This is a genomic window from Sphingomonas pseudosanguinis, from assembly GCF_052056765.1.
GTDB lineage: Bacteria > Pseudomonadota > Alphaproteobacteria > Sphingomonadales > Sphingomonadaceae > Sphingomonas > Sphingomonas pseudosanguinis.
In genome coordinates, this window is sequence record NZ_CP189888.1 from 1,332,757 (window position 1) to 1,349,232 (window position 16,476).

Here is a 16,476-nt window from a genome sequence, read left to right on the forward strand (position 1 = left end):
CTCATGGTGCAGGTCACCTTTCTCGTCCTGACGATATTCAGCCTGATCTATGCGGGCCTTTTTGGTGGAAGGGATGGCCGATGGGCCGCGGGCTTCATAATGCTGGCCGTCATGCTGACAGCCGTGGACGATCTGGTGCATCCGTCCTACGCCAGCATGCATCCGATGGCGGTGGCGATCGACGCCGGGCTGTTGGCGGCGCTCATGGCGTTGATGGCGGGCAGTCGCTCCTATTGGCCGATCTGGATGGCCGCCGCGCAGATGCTGACAACGATCAGCCATTGTGCCGTGGCGTTCGTCCCGCAATTCGTGCCGAGAATCTATTACGCGCTGGGCACGGTCTGGGCGATCCCGTGTCTGGGATCGATGGTGGTTGGGATCGCGCTCGATCGGGCGGCGCGGAAACCCATCGCCTGACCGCATGGCTCGAAGTCTATCTGAAGGCGCAGGATGCGCGTCGCCGGATGTTTCCCGCAGGGCTGATGGGCGATCCGGCCTGGGACATGATGGTCGACCTGTTCGTCACCGAAGCCAAGGGCAAGCGCCTGTCGGTCAGCAGCGCCTCGGTCGCGACCCGCACCGCGCAAACGACGGGTCTGCGCTGGATCAACCGGCTGGTGGACGAGGGGCTGGTGATCCGCCTGAGCGACTCGACCGATCGCCGTCGCAACTTCCTGGTGCTGAGCGATGGCAGTTGGGCAAGGGTTCGCGATTGGGCGCGTGAGACGAGCGCGGCACTCGCCGCCGCGACACAGGACTAGGGCGGATCGACATTCAGTCCCCCTCAATTCCTCCCCTGCAAGGGGAGGGGGACCATGCGCAGCATGGTGGAGGGGTGTCACCGCTTGCGATGTTTGATCGACCTCGCAGGCCGGGACACCCCTCCGTCAGGCCTGCGGCCTGCCACCTCCCCTTCCAGGGGAGGAATGAAGTGAATGTCGATCTGCCCTAGGATCGTGGCGCCACCCGCTCTAGGATGCGGGGGTGACGAACGATCAACACCAGACCTTGCGCGACCTGATCATGAACGCGCTGCTGACGGCGGATGAAATGGGGGCCGCGAGTGTCGCCATCTGGCTGGATGCGGCGCTGGTGGAATTGACCGGGCAGGGCATACCCCCTGCCAGCGCCGCCGCATTGGTCGGCCTGCAAAGCTGAGAATGGGGGGCATGGCCTGGCGCCACGCCCCCGCTATAGCTTGATCAGCCCGCGATCTGGGGGCGCAGCGCCGAGGCCGCGCGGGCCTTGGCCTCCACATCGGCCATCGAACCGCCCGTCACCCAGCTGCCGCCGACGCACAGCACGCGGTCGAACGCCAGCCAGTCGGGGGCGCTGGCTTCGGTGATGCCGCCGGTCGGGCAGAAGCGTGCCTGATAGAAGGGCGCGGCGAGCGCCTTGAGCGCCTTCAGCCCGCCGCTCGTCTCGGCCGGGAAGAACTTGAAGTGCGTCAGGCCCAGGTCCAGCCCGCGCATGATGTCGCCCGCATTGGCGATGCCGGGCAGATAAGGGATGCCGCTTTCCACGACTGCCGCACCGAGCCGATCGGTCAGGCCCGGCGAGACGATGAATTCCGCACCCGCATCCGCCACGTCGCGCAGCTGCCGTTCGTTGACGACGGTGCCCGCACCGACGATCGCGCCGGGGACCTTCTTCATCTCGGCCATGGCCTCCAGCGCGGCGGGGGTGCGCAGCGTCACCTCCAGCACCTTCAGACCGCCCGCGACCAGCGCTTCGGCGAGCGGACGGGCGGTGGCGGCGTCGTCGATGACCAGCACGGGGATGACCGCGCTGGTGTGCATGATGGTGGCGATGTCGGTCATGAATGCTCCTGGGCAAAGGCCGCGGCCGCGCCGAACAGGCCGGGCTGGGGATGGGTGATGAGCTTGACGGGGATGCGCGCCATCAGCGACTGGAAGCGGCCTTTGGCGACGAAGCGCTGGTCGAAGCCCGAACGCAGCAGCTTGTCCTTGATCCGGTAGCCGAGGCCACCCGCGATCACGACGGTCTTGGCCCCCTGCGCCAGCGCGAAGTCGCCCGCCACCGCGCCGAGCGCGAGACAGAAACGGTCCAGCGCGGCAAGCGCGATCGAGTCGGTGCCCTCCAGCGCCTCGGTCCAGATTTCGCGATCGTCGCGGCTGGGCACCGCGCGACCCTCCAGCGAGGCCAGCGTCTCATAGATGGCGACGATGCCGGGGCCCGAGCAGATCCGCTCGCACGACACACGGGTATAGGTGCGGCGCAGGCGCTTCAGGATCGCATCCTCGATCCCGTCGAGCGGGGCATAGTCCATATGCCCGCCCTCGGTCTCGATGACGTGATAGCGGTTGGGCGTCATCAGCACCTGCGCGACGCCAAGACCCGTGCCGGGGCCGCAGACGGTGACGACGCCGTGTTCGGGCATCGGCTCCTCGGGGCCGCAGATGTGGAGGAAGTCCTCCTGCGGCACCTGCGCGACCGCATGGCCGACCGCGCCGAAATCGTTGATGACGGTGTAGACGTCAGCGCCCAGCCGTTCCGGGATCAGCGAGGGGCGGATGACCCAGGGGTTGTTGGTCATGCGGATCACGTCGCCGGTGATCGGCGAGGCGATGGCTAGCGAGGCCGCCTTGGGCAGCGGGCGACCCAGATGCGCCTCGAACGCCTGCCAGGCGGTCTGGAGCGAGGCGTGCTCGGCGGTCTTCTGGGTGCAGGGTTCGCCCAGCTTCACCACACGCCCATTCTCGACCTCGGCGATCGCGAAGCGGGCGTGGGTGCCACCGATATCGACGGCTACGATTTCCATGATGTCCTCCCCCTTTGTCTTTTTACAGGCCAGCGCCCGCGAGAATGGGCGAAGCGCCCTTCTCGGCTTCGTCGGCGGCCTGGCGGAACAGCGCGAACAACTCGCGACCCATGCCCTGCACCGGAGCAGGCGTTTCGGCCTGCTGGCGCGCGGCCCATTCGGCCGGGTCGACCAGCGCGTTGAGCGTCCCCTCGACCGCATCGAGGCGAACGATGTCGCCGTCGCGGATCAGGCCAATCGCGCCGCCGCCGATTGCCTCGGGGCTAAGATGGATGGCGCAAGGGACCTTGCCGCTGGCGCCCGACATGCGGCCATCGGTGACGAGCGCGACCTTGAAGCCCCGGTTCTGGAGCACGCCCAGCGGCGGGGTCAGCTTGTGCAGCTCGGGCATGCCATTGGCCTTGGGGCCCTGGAAGCGGACCACGACGACCACGTCGCGTTCCAGTTCGCCCGCCTTGAACGCAGCCTGCACTTCGGACTGGTCGGAGAAGACGCGGGCGGGCGCCTCGATAATCCAGCGTTCGCGATCGACCGCCGACACCTTGATGCAGGCGCGGCCGAGATTGCCCGACAGGATGCGCATCCCGCCATCGGCCGAGAAGGGCGCGGCGGCGGGGCGCAGGATCGTCTCGTCACCGCTGTCGCCGACCGGGGTCCACGCGAGCTTGTCCTCGGCGATCACCGCCGTCTGGCCGTAATCGGACAGGTCCTTGCCCGCGACCGTCAGGATGTCGCGGTGGAGCAGCCCGGCGGACAGCAGTTCGCGAATGACATAGGGCATGCCGCCCGCCGCCTCGAACCCGTTCACATCGGCCGAGCCGTTGGGATAGACCCGCGCGATCAGCGGCACGGCGGCCGAGAGGCGGTCCATATCCTCCCAGTCGATGATGATCCCCGCCGCGCGTGCGATGGCGGGCAGGTGGATCAGGTGATTGGTCGAGCCGCCGGTCGCGAGCAGGCCGACCGCCGCGTTGACGATCGCCTTTTCATCGACGCAGCGCCCGAGCGGCCGGTAATCGTCGCCGCGCTGGCCGATCGCAGCCAGCCGGTGGACGGCAGCGCGGCTGAGTTCCTGGCGCAGCTTGGTGCCCGGATTGACGAAGGCGGCCCCCGGCATGTGCAGGCCCATCACCTCCATCATCATCTGGTTGGTGTTGGCGGTGCCGTAGAAGGTGCAGGTACCCTTGGAATGATAGGCGGCGATCTCGGCGTCGAGCAGTTCCTCGCGCCCCGCCTTGCCCTCGGCAAAGGCTTCGCGAACGGCGGCCTTCTGCTTGTTGGGCAACCCCGTAGGCATCGGGCCGCCCGGCACCAGAATCATCGGCAGATGGCCGAAGCGCAGCGCGCCCATCAGCAGGCCCGGCACGATCTTGTCGCAGATGCCGAGCAGTGCCGCCCCCTCGAAGGTACCGTGGCTCAGCGCGACCGCCGTGGATAGCGCGATGGTGTCGCGGCTGAACAGCGACAGCTCCATGCCCGCATAGCCTTGCGTCACGCCGTCGCACATGGCGGGCACGCCGCCCGCCACCTGCGCGGTCGCGCCGACTTCGCGCGCCCAGACCTTCATGAGTTCGGGGTAGCGATAATAGACGGCGTGCGCCGACAGCATGTCGTTATAGGCCGACACGATGCCGATATTCATGCCGCGATCCGCCTTCATGGCGTCGCGGTCTTCCTCGGTCCCGGCATAGGCATGGGCGAGGTTGGCGCAGCCCAGATTGGGGCGGCGCACCGCCGTTTCGGCCTCATGCGCGATCAGGTCGAGATAGGCCTGACGGCCCGGACGCGAGCGTTCGATGACCCGGTCGGTGACGGCAGAGACGGCGGCGTTGAGGCTCATTGCACGCTCCAGTGGATGTCGATCGGCAGTTCGACCTCGGCCAGCACGCGGCCGACCGGATAGGGGGAGGAGGCGCCTTCCTTGATCGCGTCCTCAAGGACCTTCTTCTTGGCGGGGCCGGAGATGGCGAACATGATCGAACGGGCCGAGACGATGCCCGCCCGGCTGAGCGTCACGCGTGCGACCGGCGCTTCGGGGGGCAGGGGATCGGGCATCAGGCCCAAAGCGCGGCGTTCCTTCGGGCCGTTGAGCGCTTCGTCATAATCCGGGCCCGGGAAGATCGAGGCCGTGTGGCCGTCGGTGCCCATGCCCAGCAGCACCAGGTCGAGCGGCCAGTGGAGTTCCTGCATCAGCGCATCGGCCGAGCGGCCAGCCGCCTTATAGTCCGAGGTCGCCTGCGGCACTATCGGCATGACGCGCGCGCCCTTGGGCAGGAAGATCTTGCCGATCATCGTCACGTTGGACAGCGGATCGCCCAGCGGCACGATACGCTCGTCGGCGGGGACGATGGTCACGCGCTTCCAGTCGAGCTTGGCCTGGGCCAGTTTCTCATAGACCGGGATCGGCGTCTTGCCGCCCGACAGCGCGATCACCGCCGCGCCGCGCGCCTCGATCGCGCTTTCGATGATGAACTGGATGTCGCCCGCCAGCGCGTTCGCCATCTCGGTGGTGTCCTCGTAATCCCACCATTCGATTTCGTCGGTCATTATGCTCGTACCCCGAATATCTAAGCGCGGTAACCGGCCCGCCATGCGAGCGGGCCGAGATCGCGCGAATAAGGCCCGGCTTCATTACGAAGCCGGAATCGGTCAATCGTCCTGCCAGGTCACGCCGTCGCGCTCGGTCAGCGCGATCGCGGCGGACGGACCCCAGCTGCCGCTCGGATAGGTCTTGGGCTTGACGTCATTGGCGTCCCAGCCGGCGCGGATCGCGTCGATCCAGGTCCATTGCGCCTCCACCTCATCGCGGCGGACGAACAGGGTCTGGTCACCCTCGATCAGGTCGAGCAGCAACCGCTCATAGGCGATACGGCGGCGGGTGCCGGCGAACTCGGCGTCGAGCGACAGGTTCAGCGGCACCTCGCGCAGGCGGATGCCGTCACGGTCGAGGCCCGGCTCCTTGGCCATCACCAGCAGCTGGATATATTCCTCCGGCTGCAAACGGATGACCAGCGTGTTGGGCTGGAGCAGCCCGCCGCGTCCGGCGAACATCGAGTGCGGCACGGGCTTGAACTGGATCGCGATTTCCGAACGGCGTGCGGCCATGCGCTTGCCGGTGCGCAGATAGAAGGGCACGCCCTGCCAGCGCCAATTGTCGACATGCGCCTTGATCGCGACGAAGGTCTCGGTCTTGGAGGGCTTGCCGAGCTCGTCGGCATAGGAACCGACGATCTTGCCGCCCACCGCGCCGTCCGCATATTGACCGGTGACGGTGTTGTGCGGGACTTCCTCGGGCGTCATCAGGCGCAGCGAGCGGAAGACCTTGGCCTTTTCGTCGCGGATCGCGGTGCCGTCATAGCGGGCCGGCGGCTCCATCGCGATGAGCGCGAGCAGTTGCAGGATATGGTTCTGCACCATGTCGCGCAGCGCACCGGCGCCCTCGTAATAGCCCGCGCGATCCTCCAGACCGACCGTCTCGGCGATGGTGATCTGGACGTTGTCGATGCCATGCGCGTTCCAGATCGGCTCGAAGAAGAAATTGCCGAAGCGCAGCGCCAGGATGTTCTGGACGGTTTCCTTGCCCAGATAATGGTCGATGCGGAAGGTCCGCTCCTCGGGGAAGCCGAACGCGACCGCGTCGTTGATCTCCTTGGAGGAGGCGAGGTCGTAGCCGAGCGGCTTTTCCAGCCCGATCCGCACCGTCTCTCCCGCCAGGCCGACCGATTCGAGGCCCTTGATGGTGGACTCGAACAGGCTGGGCGCGGTCGACAGATAGATGGCGAGGCCATTCGACACGTCGCCGACCTTCTCTGCCAGCGCCGGGAAGCCCTCGGTCGAGGAGGCGTCGAGCGACTGATATTGCAGGCGCTGCAGGAAGCCGTCGATCCATTCGGGCTTCTTGCGATCCTCGGGCAGGAAGGTGTCGAGCGCGTGCGCGGCGAATTCGCGGAAGCTGGCATCGTCATGATCCGACCGCGCCGTACCAGTGATGGTCAGCCCTTCTGGCAACAGGCCATCGGCATGGAGGTTGAACAGCGAGGGCAGCAACATGCGCTGCGACAAATCGCCGGTCGCGCCGAACAGCAGCAGCTTGCCTACGGGATTGCGCGTCATGACGTCTCCTTCGAAAACGGAGCTTAAAGGACCAGGCCGGCGGTCGGATCAAGCCCGGCCATGATGTTCAGATTCTGGACCGCCGCACCCCCGGCACCCTTGCCCAGATTGTCGAGCGTGGCGATCAGTCGCGCCTGACCCGTGGCCGCATTGCCGCAGACGCGCAAGGTCATCCGGTCGGTTCCGGCATTTTCCTCGATGTTCACCGCCGCTACGGCATCGGCCGAAAAGCGGACGATGCGGCTGTCGGCATAGGCCTCGGCCAGCGCGTCGGCGATACGGTCGAGCGAGGGCGCGCCGGGCAGGGCGTAGAGGGGCAGGGGCACCTCGACGACCATGCCGCGATAGGTGTCGACCACGGCGGGCGCAAAGATCGGGGCATGGGTCAGACCCGAATGCGCCTGCATCTCTGGCGCATGCTTGTGCGCGAGGGTGAGGCCATAGGGGCGGAAGGCGCGTTCCTTGGCGGTCTCATATTCGGCGAGCATCGCCTTGCCGCCGCCCGAATAGCCCGAGGCGGCGTTGACGGACACCGGCCAATCGGCGGGGATGATGCCGGCGCGCACCAGCGGCCGGACGAGTGCGAGGAAGCCGGTGGGATAGCAACCGGGGTTCGAGACGAAGCGCGCCGACGCGATCCGGTCCTGCTGCTCCGGCTCCAGTTCCGCCAGGCCATAGACCCAGCCTTGCGTGGTGCGGTGCGCGGTCGAGGCGTCGACGACCCGCGTCCGGTCGTTGCCGATCAGCGAAACGGCCTCGCGCGCGGCATCGTCCGGCAGGCAGAGAATTACGAAATCGGCGTCGTTGATCGCCTCGCGCCGCGCTTCGGCATCCTTGCGGCGGTCATCGGGCAGGGTGACGATCGAGAGGTCGGCGCGACCCGACAGCCGGTCGGCGATCTCCAGCCCCGTGGTGCCGGCGCCGCCATCGATGAACACCGTCTTCGTCACTGCACCTTCTCCAGCAATGCCGCGTCGCAATAGCCGACCAGCCCGAGCAGCGGTGCGATGCCCCAGGCGTGGCCACCCGCCAGTTCCAGCACTTCAAAGGCCTCACCGGCCTTCAGTTCGGCGAGCACCGCCGAATCCAGGCGACGCCCTTCGCGCAGCGTAGCGGGGGCGTTGGTGCGATAGGAGAGGGGGGCGGCGTAATGCGGCGCGAATACGTATTCAGCCAGCCGCACGTCCGCCAGATCGGGGCGCACCGCATTGGTGCGCGGGTCGAGGCGCACCGTGCGCCCCTGCAGTGCGAAGCTCTTACGCGCTGGCCCGCTGGAGGGCGGGGGCGTCGCCAGCGCCGATGAAATGTCCGAATTCTTCAAGAAAGTCCGCCCCTTCAGGTGTCCTGGCGACAAAGATGTTGCGCTTGTCGCTATCGTCGCGTTGGCGGCGCAGATAGCCCAGCGTTCCCAATCTATTCAAGGCGCGGGTAACGACAGGTTTCGAGACGTTCAAGGCGCGCGCCAAACCGCGCACCGTATGAGGGCCGGGACGAAGATAGACGACGAGCAGCAGGGCCATCTGGCGATTGGTCAGGTCGGGTTCACCCGAGCGGACATAATCGACCAGGGCGCTCATCCAGGCCAACAGCGACTGCGGTTCGTGTGGGTGGGACACGATGGCGATTCCAATGGCTGTGCCGGGCTTTGCCGGGCGTTGTTTCGATGTCATAACGCCCTTTGTTCGTGCTGGTTTCCACTCCTGTTCCCCGCTCCGCAACATCTTAAAATGCGGCATTCGGGGAACCATTTGGCGCCTCGATCATGGCCCCGTTCCCTACGCATGGTTGATCGCGGCCCGCGCCTCGCCTATGTGCGCGCTTTCGCACACCCTTTCATCGGGATCATACGCGCCTCATGTTCGCATTCCTGCTCGTCATCCACGCCATCATCGCCGCGACTCTGGTCACGGTGATCCTCATGCAGCGGTCGGAAGGCGGCGGTCTGGGCATGGGCGGCAGCCCGTCGGGCCTGATGTCGGCACGGGGTGCCGCGGATTTCCTCAGCCGGGCGACCGCGGTACTGGCGACCGCATTCGTCGGCTTCTCGATCCTGCTCGCGGTCCTGGCCGCGACGCGCGGCGCGCCCGCGATCGACACCTCGCTGGCCCGTACGCCCGCGACCCAGGCGCCGATCACCCAGCCCGCGCCCGCCCCGGTTCCCACCGGTGCGGCGCCCGCGACCCAGCCGGCCGACAATTCGGCGGTTCCGCTCGCCCGCTAAACCTCGTTTCCATCGCAGCATAGGCCGACGCGCCGCCGACAATTTCCGGCGGCGCGCATCTTTGCTGTTGTCGTATCCACCCCATCCAAGCTAGGCGATTCTTCCCATGGCGCGGTATATCTTCATCACCGGCGGCGTGGTTTCGTCGCTCGGCAAGGGCCTCATGGCGGCCTCTCTTGCGGCTCTTCTGCAGGCACGCGGTTACCGCGTGCGCATCCGCAAGTTCGATCCCTATCTCAACGTCGATCCGGGCACGATGAGCCCGTATCAGCATGGCGAGGTCTATGTGACCGACGACGGGGCCGAGACCGACCTCGACCTCGGCCACTATGAACGCTTCACCGGCGTGGCCTCGCGCCAGTCGGACAACGTCACCTCGGGCCGGATCTACAAGACGATCATCGAGCGCGAGCGGCGCGGCGACTATCTGGGCGCGACCGTCCAGGTGATCCCGCACGTCACCGACGCGATCAAGGCGTTCGCGCGGGCCGATACGGTCGACGAGAATGGCGAGGACCTCGACTTCGTCCTCTGCGAGATTGGCGGCACGGTCGGCGACATCGAATCGCTGCCCTTCATCGAGGCGATCCGTCAGCTCAAGAACGAGCTGGGTCGTGGCCAGTCGATCAGCATCCACGTCACGCTGGTGCCCTATATCGCGGCGGCGGGCGAGCTGAAGACCAAGCCGACCCAGCATTCGGTGCGCGAGATCGCGGCGCTCGGCGTGTCGCCCGACGTGCTGGTCTGCCGCTGCGAGCATCCGCTGCCGGCCTCGGACCGCGCCAAGATCGCGCTGTTCTGCAACGTGCCGCCGTCCGCCGTCATTCCGGCGCTCGACGCATCGAGCATCTATGCGGTGCCGCTGCAATATCATGCCGAGGGTCTCGATTCGGAAGTGCTGCGCGCATTCGGGATCGAGCCGGCGGGCGCGCCGAACCTGTCGCGCTGGACTGAGATCGTCGACCGCCTGACCAATCCGGAAGGCGAAGTGACGATCGGCGTGGTCGGCAAATATGTCGGCCTGCAGGACGCCTATAAGTCGCTCAACGAAGCGCTGGTCCATGGCGGCATCGCCAACAAGGTGAAGGTCCATATCCGCTGGATCGACGCCGAGCTGTTCGAGGGCGACGAGAGCGAGGTCGCGCAGCAGCTTGAGCCGTGCCACGCCATCCTCGTCCCCGGCGCGTTCGGCGAGCGCGGCGCGGCGGGCAAGATCGCGGCGGTGCGCTTCGCGCGCGAACGCCGGGTGCCCTATTTCGGCATCTGCTTCGGCATGCAGATGGCCTGCGTCGAAGGCGCACGCGATCTGGCGGGCATTGCCGACGCGTCGTCGACCGAGTTCGGTCCGACCTCGGAGCCGGTCGTCGGCCTCATCACCGAATGGATGGGCCGCGACGGCCTGGAAAAGCGCGAGGCGAGCGGCGACCTCGGCGGCACGATGCGGCTGGGCGCCTATCAGGCCAAGCTGGCGGGCAACAGCGTCGTCGCGTCGATCTATGGCTCGGAGGACATCTCCGAGCGGCACCGTCACCGCTATGAGGTGAACACCGCCTATAAGGACGCGCTGGAGCAGGGCGGCCTGGTGTTCAGCGGCATGTCGCCCGACGGCACGCTGCCCGAAATCGTCGAGCGGCCCGACCATCCCTGGTTCGTCGGCGTGCAGTTCCACCCGGAGTTGAAGTCCAAACCCTTCGACCCGCATCCGCTCTTCGCCAGCTTCGTCGAAGCGGCGGTGAAGCAGAGCCGGCTGGTTTGATCTGAAAACCCCGCATCCCGATGGAGGCGGGGTTTTTCGTTGGGGCCATGTTGTTTGCTTGGCGGGTGGTGGGGCGTGGGCTTCGACTGCGCTCGGCCTGAACGGCGGTGGGGGATGGTGTCGATGCTTTGGCGATGATCACCCGTCGTAGAACCCCCACCCTCCGTTCCGCCTGAGCGAAGTCGAAGGCCACGGGAAAACCTACCCGCTTGGCGGATGTCTGGGCGTGGGCTTCGACTGCGCTCAGCCTGAACGGCGGTGCGGGGTGGTGTCGGCGCTTTGGCGATGATCACACGTCGCAAAAATCTCCACCCTCCGTTCTGCCTGAGCGAAGTCGAAGGCCACGGGAAAACCTGCCCGCTTGGCGGATGGCGGGGTGTGGGCTTCGCCTGCGCTCAGCCTGAACGGCGGTACGGGGTGGTGTCGGCGTTTTGGCGATGATCACCCGTCGCAAAATTCCCGCCCCCCGTTCAGCCTGAGCGAAGTCGAAGGCCACGGGAAAACCTCTGCCCGCTTGGCGGATGGCAGGGCTTGGGCTTCGACAACACTCAGCCGGAATGGTGAAGTAGAGAAGGCCGACAAAAAACAGAAGGCGCCCGGACCCGTCGGTCCGGACGCCCCGCGACGTCTTCAGGGAGGGAAAGACGCCGAGTGGTTTACGCCGCCTTGGCCGCGTCGGCCTCACCGGCGTGATGCTCCACCGCCGCGAGCGGCTGGCCCGTCTTGATCGCGATCGTCTTGGGCTTCATCGCCTCGGGCACCTCGCGGACGAGGTCGATGACGAGCAGGCCGTCGTTCAGGCGCGCATCCTCGACGAACACGAAGTCCGCCAGTTCGAAGCGTCGCTCGAACGAGCGATTGGCGATGCCAACATGCAGGAAGTTGGGCGCGTTGGCCTTGTCATCCTTCTTGCCAGTGACGAGCAGCATGTTCTGCTGCGCGGTGATCTCGATCTCGTCACGGGCAAAGCCTGCCACCGCCAGGGTGATGCGGTAGCGGTCGTCCGCCAGACGCTCGAGGTTGAAGGGGGGATAGTTTTCCGCCGAAGCGCCGCGCGAATTGGCCTCCAGCAGGTCAAACAGCCGGTCGAAGCCGATGGTCGAGCGGCGATACGGGGTCAGATCGATACGCATGTCAAAACCTCCATCAGAAGCGAATTGAAGAGGATCGGCCGCCCCGCCTGCACATGAGCCGGGGCCTTGCCCATCCGTACGGCCCGTCATCGGCACCGTACGAGAACCGATATGGTTCATGTAAACATGGCTTCAAGGGCCACGCAGGATCGAAAAGCAAAACTTCGGTCCCGCCAAGCCGTCTGTGGATTGAATACCTATCAAATCGATGTGTGAATGGGAGATGAAATAAGAAAGGGAGCTTCCATGTCCTTGACCCTCGCACTGATCCTTGCCGCCCAAACGACGCCGGCCGTGCCTCCGCAGGAGGACCCCGCGCCTCCCCAGGCCGAGGGGCGGCTGGGCACCGCGCAGCAGGGGGGAGGGGATGTGGTCGTCACCGCCCGCCGTCGTGCCGAGACGATCCAGACCGTCCCCATCGCCATGTCGGTGATCGGCGGCATCGCATTGGCCGAGACGGGGACGTACAATGTCAACCGGTTGACCCAGATCCAGCCGACGCTGCAATTCTATTCGACCAACCCGCGCAATTCGGCGGCGAATATCCGCGGGCTGGGTGCGCCCTTCGGCCTCACCAATGACGGGATCGAGCAGGGCGTCGGCATCTATGTCGACCAGGTCTATTACAGCCGCATCGCCTCGGCGACGTTTGACTTCACCGATACCGAGCGGATCGAGGTGCTGCGCGGGCCGCAGGGCACACTCTATGGCAAGAACACCACGGCGGGCGCGATCAACATCATCACCCGCGCGCCCAGCTTCACGCCCGAGGCGCGGGTCGAGCTGAGCGCGGGGAATTACGACTTCTTCCAGGGCAAGGCGTCGGTGTCCGGCCCACTGGTCGATGACAAGGTGGCGGTGCGGCTGTCGACCTCGATCACGACGCGGCGGGGCACCATCTACAATACCCGCCAGCAGGAATGGCAGAATTCGCAAGACAATCTGTCGCTGCGCAGCCAGTTCCTGTGGCACGCGACGCCAACGCTCGACCTGACCCTGTCGGGCGATTATGCGCGGCAGAACCCCAATTGCTGCGTCCAATATTATGCGCGGGTGGGCGCGACGCAGCGGCCGCTCGATCGGCAATATCCCCGGCTCGCCGCCGCGCAGGGCTATAGCGTGCCCTCGACCAACGCCTTCGACCGGCTGACCGATGTCGATACTGATCTGCGCGCCAAGCAGGAACTGGGCGGGCTGTCGCTGGTCGCCAACTGGGATGTCGGTGAAGCGACGCTGACCAGCGTGTCGGCATGGCGCTTTTGGCATTGGGACCCGTCGAACGACCGCGATTTCATCGGCCTGCCGATCACCACCGTCTCGGCCAATCCGTCGCAGCAGAGCCAGGTGACGCAAGAGCTTCGCATCGCCTCGAACGGCAAGCGGACGCTCGATTATGTGCTCGGCGCCTTCTACTTCTGGCAGTCGATCGACACGCAGGGGTTGCAGGTTCAGGGACCGGCGGCGAGCGCCTTCCTGCTCAACCCGGCGAGCGCCGGCGGACGCAATCCGGCGACGCTCAACGGCCTGACGTCGCGCAACACGATCGGCTTCACCAACACCTCGGCGGCGCTGTTCGGCAAGCTGACCTGGCATGTCGACGATCGTTTGTCGGTCGCGCCCGGCCTGCGGCTGAACTATGATCGCAAGGACGGCAACTATCTGTCGACCGTGACCAACGGCGCGGGCTCCAGCACGCTGACCAGCGATCAGCGCGGCGTGCTGTCGCCGCAAAGCTACACGCCGTCCTTCACCAACTGGAACCTGTCGGGCGACCTGACCGTCGCCTATGAATTCAATCCCAACGTCCATTACTACGCCACCTATGCGCGCAGCTATAAGTCGGGCGGCATCAACCTATCGGGCCTGCCGCTCGATGCCCAGAGCAATCCGATCCTGGCGACGCAGACGGTGCGCCCCGAAAAGGTCAATCATTTCGAGCTGGGGCTGAAGACCCAGTTCGCCGACCGGCGCGCGACGGTGAACATCGCCGGCTTCTGGACCGAAATCAGCGATTATCAGGCGACGGTGAACAACCTGCAGGTCAACGTGCTGCGCGGTTACCTCGCCAATGCGGGCCGCGTGCGGACGCGCGGGATCGAGATCGACTCGGCCTTCCGTCCAACCAGCCGCTTCAATATCTACGCCAATGGCGCCTTTACTGACGCGCGCTACACCCGCTTCACCAATGCGCCATGCCCCCCCGAACTGTCGGGCGGCACCGCGCTGCCGGTCTTGAACGGCCAGATCGTGGGCACGCCGGCCGCCGCCGGGACGCCGGGCAATTCGCTGCCCTATTGCAATATCTCGGGCCAGTGGCTGCCCGGCGTCTCGCGCTGGGCCTTTTCCTATGGCGCAGAATATGACCTGCCGGCCACCGTTGGTGGCGTCGAGGGGCAATTCTATCTGGGCTATGACGGCAGCTATCGCTCGAAATTCTCGTCCAACCCGTCGCGCTCCGCCTATACCGATATCGACGGCTACAGCCTGTCCAACCTGCGTGCGGGCTTCAAGGCGCCGGGCAATTTCAACGCCTTCGCCTGGGTCCGCAACCTGTTCGACCATGATTACTATGAGGTGCTGGCCACCCAGTCGGGCTCGACCGGCCTGATCGTCGGCCAGCCGGGCGATCCGCGTACGTACGGCGTGACCATCTCCAAATCCTTCTGATCGGAGCCGACCGAGGGCGCGCGGGGGAAATTCGAGTCGAATTCCTCCGCCGTCCAGATTCCGTTCATCTTGATCTGCTATAGCAAAGGTCCCGTACGGGCGCCGGGCCGGCACCTGGGAACGGCAGTCTGGAAGCTCCCTGTTCCCTCGCCGGTCTCGGCGGCTTTTCGCGGTGACGTCGAAGGTGCTGTTGCCATAATGCCAAACGCCCGGACCGTTTCCGATCCGGGCGCCTGCGTGACGATCGCTCGTCAGCCCCCTTTTCCCGCTCCCGCATCAACCTCGTTGGGTGAGCGTTGGAGCAATCCCCGAACCACGGCCGTTGCTGCCTGTGTCTCAGTGAGATTGTGGTACGTCAGCGCTGCGGCTTTTGCCATCCCCTTGCGGCATCGCTGCTACGATTGAAGTCGAAGTGTGTCCGGCCTGCAACAATCGGGGGCTTGGCCGGTTTGGCTCTGCGACTGGGGGGTGGCATTGCCAGCATGGGGAGCCGCCCCTACAGCCGCTTCTGCTTTAGGTTTCCCATGGATCGATCGGACTTGCATGATCCTGTCTCGCTATGAACGGATGATCGCCCGGCGCTATCTGCTGCCGGGCAAGGGGGAAGCGTTCATCTTCCTCGTCGCGTCGATCAGTCTGGTCGCGGTCATGCTGGGCGTCGCCGCGCTCGTCATCGTCATGAGCGTGATGAACGGCTTCCGCGCCGAGCTCTTCGACAAGATCGTCGGGTTGAACGGCCATGCGGTGGTGCAGGGGGCGGGCGGTCGCCTGCCCGACTGGCGCGACATCGTGCGCGAGGCCAAGGCGACGCCGGGCGTCACCAGCGCGGTGCCGATGATCGAGCAGCCGCTGATGTCCAGCTATAACGGCCGGGTCGAGGCGGTGCTGGTGCGCGGCATGCGCGTCGGCGACATGCGCGGCAACTCGGCGATCCGCTCCAAGGTCATCATGGGCAGCCTGATGAGCGTGACGCCCGGCAGCGGCCGGATCGCGATCGGTAGCCGCCTAGCCGAGGCGCTGGGCGCGAGCGTCGGCTCGGAGATTTCGCTGATCAGCCCGCAGGGGCAGACCACGCCCTTCGGCACGGTGCCGCGCATCGTCAGCTATACGGTCGGCGCGATCTTCGAGATCGGGGTGTACGACTATGACAAGGCCTATGTCATCATGCCGATCGAGGATGCGCAGACGCTGCTCCTGATGGGCGACACGGTCGGCATGGTCGAGATACAGACGACCGACGCGGACCGGGTCGGGCAGATCCTGGCGCCGCTCGCCGACAAGCTGGGCGGGCGCGCAGTGATCGCCGACTGGCGGACGATGAACGCGCAATTGTTTGAGGCGCTCGCGGTCGAGCGGGTGGCGATGTTCACCGTGCTGTCGATCATCATCCTGGTCGCGGTGTTCAACATCCTGTCGTCGCTGATCATGCTGGTCCGTGCCAAGACGCGCGACATCGCCATCCTGCGCACCATGGGCGCGACGCGCGGCGGGCTGATGCGTATCTTCATGACGGTGGGCACGACCATCGGCGCGCTGGGCACGGTCGCGGGATTGGTGCTGGGCGCGGTGTTCCTGTTCTACCGCCAGGCGGTGGTGAATTTCGTCCAGTTCGTCACGGGCCAGAATCTCTGGGACCCGTCGATCCGCTATCTGACCGAGTTGCCCTCCAAGCCCGACCCCGTCGAGATCGTCGTCATCGCGGCGATGGCGCTGGTCTTCTCCTTCCTCGCCACGCTCTACCCCGCCTGGAAGGCGGCGAGCACGGACCCGGTTCAGGTGCTGCGCTATGAATGATCCGATCATC

16 protein-coding genes are annotated in these 16,476 nt (G+C 66.0%); 7 read left to right on the plus strand and 9 right to left on the minus strand.

Features of this window, described 5'->3' with window-relative positions:
• Positions 1-3 precede the first annotated feature (3 nt).
• From ACQHGV_RS06055 to ACQHGV_RS06065, 3 genes are all read left to right on the plus strand, one after another.
• Entirely contained in the window at positions 4-417 is a 414-nt protein-coding gene (locus ACQHGV_RS06055; protein WP_183950683.1) for a hypothetical protein, read from the plus strand.
• Positions 354-761 carry a hypothetical protein gene (locus tag ACQHGV_RS06060; RefSeq protein ID WP_440979803.1) on the plus strand — a complete coding sequence of 136 codons (408 nt, stop codon included), beginning with the start codon at positions 354-356 and terminating at the stop codon, positions 759-761. Before ACQHGV_RS06055 ends, ACQHGV_RS06060 begins: the two co-directional genes overlap by 64 nt.
• A gap of 223 nt (positions 762-984) precedes the next feature.
• The gene (locus ACQHGV_RS06065) at positions 985-1,158 is read left to right on the plus strand and encodes a hypothetical protein (protein ID WP_183950685.1); all 174 of its coding nucleotides are present in this window, start codon (positions 985-987) and stop codon (positions 1,156-1,158) included.
• Between the two features lie 44 nt (positions 1,159-1,202).
• Here ACQHGV_RS06065 and eda read toward each other — a convergent pair whose 3' ends face one another.
• From eda to ACQHGV_RS06105, 8 genes are all read right to left on the minus strand, one after another.
• Positions 1,203-1,820: a bifunctional 4-hydroxy-2-oxoglutarate aldolase/2-dehydro-3-deoxy-phosphogluconate aldolase gene (gene eda / locus ACQHGV_RS06070; RefSeq protein WP_440979804.1), complete on the minus strand. Its 618-nt coding sequence runs from the start codon at positions 1,818-1,820 to the stop codon at positions 1,203-1,205.
• Positions 1,817-2,782: a glucokinase gene (glk, locus tag ACQHGV_RS06075; RefSeq protein ID WP_183950687.1), complete on the minus strand. Its 966-nt coding sequence runs from the start codon at positions 2,780-2,782 to the stop codon at positions 1,817-1,819. Before glk ends, eda begins: the two co-directional genes overlap by 4 nt.
• Before the next feature lie 22 nt (positions 2,783-2,804).
• Positions 2,805-4,622: a phosphogluconate dehydratase gene (gene edd, locus ACQHGV_RS06080; RefSeq protein ID WP_440979805.1), complete on the minus strand. Its 1,818-nt coding sequence runs from the start codon at positions 4,620-4,622 to the stop codon at positions 2,805-2,807.
• Positions 4,619-5,329, minus strand: a complete 711-nt coding sequence (gene pgl, locus ACQHGV_RS06085; protein WP_440979806.1) for a 6-phosphogluconolactonase — start codon at positions 5,327-5,329, stop codon at positions 4,619-4,621. Before pgl ends, edd begins: the two co-directional genes overlap by 4 nt.
• Before the next feature lie 102 nt (positions 5,330-5,431).
• Positions 5,432-6,895, minus strand: a complete 1,464-nt coding sequence (zwf, locus tag ACQHGV_RS06090; protein WP_409792780.1) for a glucose-6-phosphate dehydrogenase — start codon at positions 6,893-6,895, stop codon at positions 5,432-5,434.
• 23 nt (positions 6,896-6,918) lie between these two features.
• Positions 6,919-7,845 carry an N-acetyl-gamma-glutamyl-phosphate reductase gene (gene argC, locus ACQHGV_RS06095; protein WP_440979807.1) on the minus strand — a complete coding sequence of 309 codons (927 nt, stop codon included), beginning with the start codon at positions 7,843-7,845 and terminating at the stop codon, positions 6,919-6,921.
• Positions 7,842-8,126 (minus strand): SH3 domain-containing protein, encoded by a 285-nt coding sequence (locus ACQHGV_RS06100; protein WP_409792775.1) that lies wholly within the window; start codon positions 8,124-8,126, stop codon positions 7,842-7,844. The genes argC and ACQHGV_RS06100 overlap by 4 nt, the downstream gene beginning before the upstream one ends.
• A 25-nt stretch (positions 8,127-8,151) precedes the next feature.
• The gene (locus tag ACQHGV_RS06105; protein ID WP_058732142.1) at positions 8,152-8,472 is read right to left on the minus strand and encodes a MarR family transcriptional regulator; all 321 of its coding nucleotides are present in this window, start codon (positions 8,470-8,472) and stop codon (positions 8,152-8,154) included.
• A gap of 278 nt (positions 8,473-8,750) precedes the next feature.
• On the opposite strand from ACQHGV_RS06105, the gene secG reads away from it, so the two are divergent.
• Together secG and ACQHGV_RS06115 are read left to right on the plus strand one after the other, a co-directional pair.
• Positions 8,751-9,116 (plus strand): preprotein translocase subunit SecG, encoded by a 366-nt coding sequence (gene secG, locus ACQHGV_RS06110; RefSeq protein ID WP_409792772.1) that lies wholly within the window; start codon positions 8,751-8,753, stop codon positions 9,114-9,116.
• A gap of 106 nt (positions 9,117-9,222) precedes the next feature.
• Positions 9,223-10,872, plus strand: a complete 1,650-nt coding sequence (locus tag ACQHGV_RS06115; RefSeq protein ID WP_440979808.1) for a CTP synthase — start codon at positions 9,223-9,225, stop codon at positions 10,870-10,872.
• A gap of 656 nt (positions 10,873-11,528) precedes the next feature.
• Here the strand turns inward: ACQHGV_RS06115 and ACQHGV_RS06120 are convergent.
• Positions 11,529-12,005 carry an Hsp20 family protein gene (locus ACQHGV_RS06120; RefSeq protein WP_183950694.1) on the minus strand — a complete coding sequence of 159 codons (477 nt, stop codon included), beginning with the start codon at positions 12,003-12,005 and terminating at the stop codon, positions 11,529-11,531.
• Positions 12,006-12,251: 246 nt separating this feature from the next.
• Between ACQHGV_RS06120 and ACQHGV_RS06125 the strand changes: the two genes are divergently transcribed.
• Together ACQHGV_RS06125 and ACQHGV_RS06130 are read left to right on the plus strand one after the other, a co-directional pair.
• Positions 12,252-14,672 (plus strand): TonB-dependent receptor, encoded by a 2,421-nt coding sequence (locus ACQHGV_RS06125; RefSeq protein WP_440979809.1) that lies wholly within the window; start codon positions 12,252-12,254, stop codon positions 14,670-14,672.
• A 543-nt stretch (positions 14,673-15,215) separates the two neighbouring features.
• Positions 15,216-16,466, plus strand: a complete 1,251-nt coding sequence (locus ACQHGV_RS06130; protein WP_440979810.1) for a lipoprotein-releasing ABC transporter permease subunit — start codon at positions 15,216-15,218, stop codon at positions 16,464-16,466.
• Positions 16,467-16,476: the final 10 nt, after the last annotated feature.

Bases quoted from the DNA above. Each gene is read 5' to 3' on its own strand.
- ACQHGV_RS06055 (WP_183950683.1), top strand. From the start codon at position 4: ATGGTGCAGGTCACCTTTCTCGTCCTGACGATATTCAGCCTGATCTAT.
- eda (WP_440979804.1), bottom strand. From the start codon at position 1,820: ATGACCGACATCGCCACCATCATGCACACCAGCGCGGTCATCCCCGTG.
- glk (WP_183950687.1), bottom strand. From the start codon at position 2,782: ATGGAAATCGTAGCCGTCGATATCGGTGGCACCCACGCCCGCTTCGCG.
- edd (WP_440979805.1), bottom strand. From the start codon at position 4,622: ATGAGCCTCAACGCCGCCGTCTCTGCCGTCACCGACCGGGTCATCGAA.
- pgl (WP_440979806.1), bottom strand. From the start codon at position 5,329: ATGACCGACGAAATCGAATGGTGGGATTACGAGGACACCACCGAGATG.
- zwf (WP_409792780.1), bottom strand. From the start codon at position 6,895: ATGACGCGCAATCCCGTAGGCAAGCTGCTGCTGTTCGGCGCGACCGGC.
- ACQHGV_RS06105 (WP_058732142.1), bottom strand. From the start codon at position 8,472: ATGAGCGCCCTGGTCGATTATGTCCGCTCGGGTGAACCCGACCTGACC.
- secG (WP_409792772.1), top strand. From the start codon at position 8,751: ATGTTCGCATTCCTGCTCGTCATCCACGCCATCATCGCCGCGACTCTG.
- ACQHGV_RS06115 (WP_440979808.1), top strand. From the start codon at position 9,223: ATGGCGCGGTATATCTTCATCACCGGCGGCGTGGTTTCGTCGCTCGGC.
- ACQHGV_RS06120 (WP_183950694.1), bottom strand. From the start codon at position 12,005: ATGCGTATCGATCTGACCCCGTATCGCCGCTCGACCATCGGCTTCGAC.
- ACQHGV_RS06125 (WP_440979809.1), top strand. From the start codon at position 12,252: ATGTCCTTGACCCTCGCACTGATCCTTGCCGCCCAAACGACGCCGGCC.
- ACQHGV_RS06130 (WP_440979810.1), top strand. From the start codon at position 15,216: ATGATCCTGTCTCGCTATGAACGGATGATCGCCCGGCGCTATCTGCTG.